This is a genomic window from Flavobacterium sp. CF136 (genome assembly GCF_000282055.1).
Taxonomy (GTDB): Bacteria; Bacteroidota; Bacteroidia; order Flavobacteriales; family Flavobacteriaceae; genus Flavobacterium.
This window is the reverse complement of sequence record NZ_AKJZ01000018.1, coordinates 131,305-137,915: the sequence shown is the minus strand read 5'-3', so window position 1 is coordinate 137,915 and position 6,611 is coordinate 131,305. Positions and strand designations below refer to the sequence as shown.

Annotated in this window: 6 protein-coding genes; all 6 read right to left on the bottom strand. The window is 30.3% G+C overall.

All coding sequences use genetic code 11. The features are described 5' to 3' along the window. Positions 1–273 precede the first annotated feature (273 nt). Entirely contained in the window at positions 274–903 is a 630-nt protein-coding gene (locus PMI10_RS08305) for a hypothetical protein (RefSeq protein ID WP_007806615.1), read from the bottom strand. Between the two features lie 227 nt (positions 904–1,130). Next, on the bottom strand, positions 1,131–1,565 hold the full coding sequence (locus PMI10_RS08300) for a hypothetical protein (protein ID WP_007806614.1): 435 nt from the start codon (positions 1,563–1,565) through the stop codon (positions 1,131–1,133). 301 nt (positions 1,566–1,866) lie between these two features. Next, the gene (locus PMI10_RS08295; RefSeq protein ID WP_007806612.1) at positions 1,867–2,568 is read right to left on the bottom strand and encodes an MAE_28990/MAE_18760 family HEPN-like nuclease; all 702 of its coding nucleotides are present in this window, start codon (positions 2,566–2,568) and stop codon (positions 1,867–1,869) included. Next, entirely contained in the window at positions 2,568–3,668 is a 1,101-nt protein-coding gene (locus PMI10_RS08290) for a DUF262 domain-containing protein (RefSeq protein WP_007806609.1), read from the bottom strand. Before PMI10_RS08290 ends, PMI10_RS08295 begins: the two co-directional genes overlap by 1 nt. Positions 3,669–3,944: 276 nt before the next feature. Further along, the gene (locus PMI10_RS21630; RefSeq protein ID WP_007806606.1) at positions 3,945–4,994 is read right to left on the bottom strand and encodes a M57 family metalloprotease; all 1,050 of its coding nucleotides are present in this window, start codon (positions 4,992–4,994) and stop codon (positions 3,945–3,947) included. A 71-nt stretch (positions 4,995–5,065) separates the two neighbouring features. Further along, positions 5,066–6,505: a hypothetical protein gene (locus PMI10_RS08280; protein WP_007806604.1), complete on the bottom strand. Its 1,440-nt coding sequence runs from the start codon at positions 6,503–6,505 to the stop codon at positions 5,066–5,068. Positions 6,506–6,611: the final 106 nt, after the last annotated feature.

Here is a 6,611-nt window from a genome sequence, read left to right as displayed (position 1 = left end):
TAAAAATCACTCGAAGTGACGACTGAAAATTGTTAATTTAATGACATTGAGCTTCAGTTGGAGAATTATAATTTAAATACAGCAAGGGCTTTAGCGAAATGAAGCTTCTGCGCTTTTCAGCTTGAGTAAAACATCTTTAATACTTCCAGAAATCATTGTCATCCTGAGCGGAGTCGAAGGCTTTTTACAAGCAAAGGGCTGTGACTAAGTTTATTCTGAGCGAAGCCGAATGGACTCTCAGTCAGATACCTATTTTGAATTACACCAAAGGGTTTAAATTATTCTGAAACGCCCGGAATATTTAAACCACAGACTTTTTTTGTTGCCATAATAGTCCATATATTCTTCGCAAACAAAAACGGCATGTGCTGAAGACCATGCTACGACCCCGCAAAATTCGCTTCCTGCCTGTCGGTTTAACCTTTCTATTTGTTTGCCCTTTTCAAAACCTAAGTATTTATAAATTGTCGGGGTATATACCGCACCATCTTCTAAATCCTCTAATGCCTTTTCAAAAGTTACGTGTTTGTCAATAATTTGTTTATATTTTGCCATCACTGCGTATGTCAATACTGCGTAGTCTGTTATTTTTTCGCTCTCGCAATTATCTTTGATGTATACAAAATCAGCAGAAAATCTGGCCCTCTCTATTTCATCTTGTTTTAAATTGAATGAGGCATTATTTTTTAGTGTAATTTTATATAAATTGTCGTTTATTTTTTCAGATACAAAAAGGTTGTCTAATCCGTAAACGTTTAAAGAAGCTTTAATAAAAGCAATGGATGAACAGTTTGTGCGCTCTCCCTGTTTAAAGCTTTCAAATATTTGATCTGAACTCAATTGTGAGTAAGAAGTTGAACAAACAAACATTAAAAATAAAAATGTTGAAGTAATAGATTTCATTGTCTTTAGATTTTATAATTGTTTCCCAAGTGATTTTGGTAATATAGATTTTACAAATCTATAAAAATCAACTAATATTTAGTGTTTTTACCTCTTAACTTTTTTTCAAAAATTGTAAATACTACTCAATTGAGGCCTTTTGAAAGAGTAACGATTTATAAGAGTATTAAAAAAGCGCAAAGTGTATGACTTTGCGCAACTGTTAAGACAGATTTATAATTATTTTTTTATTCAGCTTTTACAAATTTACTTCCAACTCCGTCAGGATTGTTGTCTGAAATACTCATGTGGTTCGTTTCGTAAATCTTAATTATTCCGTTGATTACAATATTTTGAGATTGCTCGCCTTCAGTATCCGTGAATTGTATGAATCTTTCCATTTCTCCGGAATAAATAGATTTTTTTGATACTAATTCATATTTGCCAGATGTAACCACAGCTCCATTTTGAGTTATGGTGTATGTATAGTTTTTCATTAAACTTAATTGCAAAGTATTTCCGGTAGAAGCGGGCGTTTTGTGAATATTGGCTGCAATTCCGCCATCAGTGCTCACCCAGTTCCATTTTCCGGTTAAATCAGAATTCGTGGTTTCGGTTTGACCATCAGCCGTACAGGAAATAAAACCAATTGCCAGAATGAAGATTATAACTATTTTTTTCATGACTATTTTTTCTTTAATAGATGATAAAGTATGAAATTGGTTGCGTTGGGTTTTAAACTTGGGGTTATTTTTTTAATATATTCTCTAAAATCTTCCAGTGTTGTTACTTTGATTTTAATGTTCGATTTAGTTATAGATTTTTATTTTATAAAACTAATTATTTTTTTTAGAAGAAATTATTATGAAGTTGGGGAGACTTTTATCAGATTTAGGTTTATAAGAATATCATAAAAATTACGCAAAGTCGGAGACGTTAGCGCAGAGGTTTTTGATGAAGACTTCGTAGAGCGGGGGTATGTTATTACTTTTTTAAAAAGGATTTACTAGTTATGTACTCCTCAATATTATTTGTTATGTCTTCTAAGTATGTAATAATGTAATCTTTATATTCGTAAAGATCTTGTATTGTAATGATCTCAGCAGAACTACGAAAAGACTTGTTTCCATGTGCTAAGGCATTTCGCTCACTTTTAACTTTTAATAATGATTTAGCAAGTTTGTTTTTTTCAGTTGTTCTTCTAATTCCAAATATTCCGTAATTTCTAATGATTTTTTCAACACTTCTAAAGTCCAAATTTCCTGAAATAGATAATCGTTTTTTTGAAAGTACAATCTTTTTGGATGTTGGTTCATTTATAAAAGATTTTAAATACAATTTTATTGCATTTATATTTGAAATTTCTTTTAATTCAATTGCTTTTTCGGATAGCCAAATGTTCTGAATTTCTATGGATAGTTCTTCAAATTGTATGTTTTCATCTTCGATTGCATCGTAAATTGCCCAAATACCATTTCGTATAGTAGCTTCTACTAAATTATATAGTAATAAGTAGCAATTTGCTCTTAATATTTTTTGTAAATCCCTTTTTACAGTTAAGTTTTGTTCTTTTGTTATGACAAAATTTGTTTGCTTGTGTGTTTCAATCACATCAATTTCTCTTACAAATTCAAAATAAAGATTAACTTCTTTAATTCTATTTGACAAATCTAAAATTATCTCCATTATTCTTTAGTTAGGTTTTCAAAGACATAATCAATTCTAGCTTTTAAAGTTTTGGGCTTGTGTGTGTGATATCTGCCAGATAATAATTTGTATAAGTCATTGTGATTTTTTTTGTCAATGATTGACCACGTAAGATCTTTTGTGTTGATTTTTTTTTTGCTTTTTAATGCCATTGAACTTCCAATAGCAATGGCTTCAAAATAAGGTCGAGATGTTGCTTGTGAATTTTCAAATTTGCCAAAACCTTTGTCTTTGAAAACTAATTCAACAAAATCTAGCATTTGATTGAAGTCATTTTCTTTTTTTTCTAGTTCATGATCAGTGCAAGTTTCATTTTTATGCTGAAGATATCTATCTATGTATTTTGTAACACTACTATCTTTAAGGTTAATACCATTTAGGTTGAAATTTTTTAAATACCCTGCAGAAAATGCAAAATACCTTAATATAAGTTCCTCTTCTTCTCTTCTGTTTTCAAAGTGTTTATCAATAGGACATAATTTTTTAAATCTTTTACTTTCTGCAAGTTTAGTAATAAAGTCCATGAATTTTCCTCTAAAAATTCCTCTTCTTGTTTCCATTCCTAATAATGGAACACTACTAGTATTAATTCTACCAAACATATCGTTACGTATTTCTTCATTTGCACGTGAAGATAAAACGATCATACGCATAGATGAGTTTTTTATTAAACGCTGTCTAGATGGCTTTAATTGGCTAAAAGTAAAACCATTTAATTCTGTTAGTGTTTCCAACCTTATTAATTTAAACTTGTCATTAACAAATGCAGCTAAAGTCCTAATTCTCTGTGAACCATCTACAATTTCAAGTCTTCCAGTATCTTCAATCTCGGCAACAAAAATTAATGGAATTGGTAATCCTAATATAATACTTTCAATAAATTTTGATTGACGAGAAATTTCCCATATAAACTCTCTTTGATAATCAGGAACATATAATTCATTGTCTCCTTCTTCTTCTGATGTAAGATATTTTTGGACATAATATTCAATAGTAAAGTCTTTAATATCGTAGCTAATACTTTGTTGTTCTGCCTTAATTTGTTCTTCAATACTGTTTAATTTCTCTTCTGATATCATAAATTAAAATTTATTTGTTTTTATTTTGTCGGATTATGGTTTTTAAATTATCGTACAAATATTTATTTTCAGACAAGTATACCAATAAATAAATCTCAACCACCAAGTACTTATACGGGTTTTTGTAGAAGTGTTAATAGGAGGTATTTGTTTTTGCTGCGATTTTAACTTGATAATTTTTAGAATGTGTGCGCTTTAGGATATAACAACTGCGTAAACGCCTCTGACGTTTACGCAGTTGTTCAGTAATAACTAATAACTGATAATTGATTGCTTTTATTTAAAGGGATACACCAATAAAGCCCCCTTAATATCAAATGGAGTGAGTTGTAATTGGTTGTTGTTTGTGTTCAAGCCACAAGGATAATGCATAACCGAGTATGGATCATATATCGTTGCTTTGATAGCTCCCATGGCTTTCTGAATTATATCCTCTCCTGCGCACGAGCGATCTTTTGACCATATATGTTCATGTCTGAATCCTAAGATATGCCCAATTTCATGTCTTAGTATTCCAGTACGACTGAAGTCGGTTGTGAAAAAGATCGAGTTAAGTAAAAGCATTCGATTATATTTTGGATCATGTGGAAAGAATGCCTGGGCAGCAAATGGTTCTGAAGAATTCACTTGTTGAACAACAAAAAGCAATTTTTCTGGATATTCTTCCAAATCAATATCTTGATTGTCCAGTTGTGGTAAATATTGGAATTTTATATTACAAACGTTTGACCAGTTTTTTGTTGCATCTGCCATAGCGCTAACGGCCATATTATATGCAACTTGAGTGGAAAAAGAGTTACGATTGATATAGTACTTTATAATAGTACCGGGACTCCAAATTGATGCTTTGCCATTTCGATCGCTAGCCAAGGTTAATTTGTCATAATTATTATTACTTTTTTGTCTAGGTACATGTTTTTGATTAAGTCTCTTATAGCAATATTGCTTTAATTCGTAATCGTCAATCCTAATGTCTCCCTCAATTATATAGTAATTACGGATAAGTTTATTTTGACCTTTTCCTGTGGTTAAAGAAATTTTAGGTAATACCTTTATCAATTTTTTTTTGAGCTGGTGGGCTTCGTTTTCTAATTGACTGGTCATATTCGAATAAGAAATGGTGTCAAGTAAATAACGATCTTTTTTTTGCATGTAGTTTGATATAGCAGAATCTATAGTCATTTGCTTAATACTATCCGGTGCCACAACCTGAATGTTACTGGTTGAATCAAGTACAATTGCTTTTTCAGCTTTATTATTATCCTTACAACTTATAATGCAGCCAGCTGACAGAGTAATGACAAAAAGTTTTATTAATTGTTTCATAAGAAATATTATTTAATTGTTTTTTTGTTGCTATTGTAATTTTAGAAAAATTTATCTTTTGACTTTAGTAATTAGAAATTATATTGCAACGCTACATAAGGCGAAAATTTAGGAGCAGAACTAAACTTATAATCTTTATCAATATCATCAGTTCCTGTAATCTTATCTCCAACTTTTAATTCGTCTAATTCTTTTACCCATGTCATTGCAATACCACCTGCAATTGCTAGTCTTTTTACCCCATTTATATTACTTCTTAGACCAAATCCTGTTAGGAGTGTTGGCATTTCTGAATTTATACCCAATCCAAGTTGATAAAGAGGATGAAGCGATGAATTAGGTATATAGTAGTTAAAGTTTATCATAGTAGCGATATTAAGATTTTTAATAGTATTTTCAGTCGGAGTACCAACATATTGCTGACCACTTGCGTCTGATGTTGTTCCGTACGAATTATACTTTAAAAAAGTAAATGCAGTTCCTACCGAAACTTCTGGAACAAATCTTTGAAATTGTCTTACTCTTATACTTCTTTTTGCGAGTTCTTTTGATTCTGTAGCAACAATTTCCTTATCATCAGATAGCTTATAACCACTTTCCTTAATGGTAATTGTGTAGATTGAAATTTTACCTTCTTTTGATGGAATTTCATTAAGAGGAATACACCATTTTAATTGCTCAGTTCCTCCTCCTGCTGATGCTTTTTCTTGCATATCTTTTACAAGTTTATATGCTGTTTGCAGAATTGTAAGTCTTTTCTTTTGTTGTTCCATTTGTAATGAAAGTTCTTTAAGAACGGAAGTAAAAATATATTTTGTTGTAAATAATTCAATGTTTGAGGAACAAGTATATTTTTTTAAATTGGTTTCAGTCTCATCAATATCTTTTTTTACATTATCAAAATGACTTTTAATAATTTCGATATTCTTTTCTGAAATAAAAAGTTTATCTTTTGTTGTTTGCTCTTCATCGAAATTAATTGCCTTTAAATATTCGAATTCTTTTATAATGTTTTCTTTTTTTGAGTCGGAAAGTTTTTCTTGAATTTTTTCAATTTCAGATTTACGGTTTGTGAAATCTTTACATGTCCCGCTTATGGCACTGTTTACTGGTGTCAGTACAAATCCTGATGTATTCGGATCCATTATTTTTCCAAGACTTCCTATTATTGAACTAAGTGCTGTAGCAGCTGCTTCATTAATTGGATCAATTATAATTTTTACCTCTGAATTGTAACTATAATTAAGCGGGTTTAAGGGTTTTAAGTAAATATTAATGGCATTTTTGCGAACTAAGAAAATCGTTGAATCTTCAAGTGTAGTAAAGTCAACGTTTTGTTCTTTTTTTACAGCATCTATTTTTAATACTTTGTCTGTAATATCATATTTTAGAAATAGTCTATGTCCGCTTTTTACGGCCCGTCCATTTTCTAAAACATCAGAAGCTTTTTGTGCAAATATTTGTTGTGAGCAAATAAAAATTACTGCGAAGGTTAGTAAATGTTTTGTCATAATTAGTTGTTTTTGGTTAGTAAATTTATTTTAACATATTAAAACAAGATTACCATAAATTCCAAAAACAACACCAAGTATTTATACGGGTTTTTATTACAAAAAA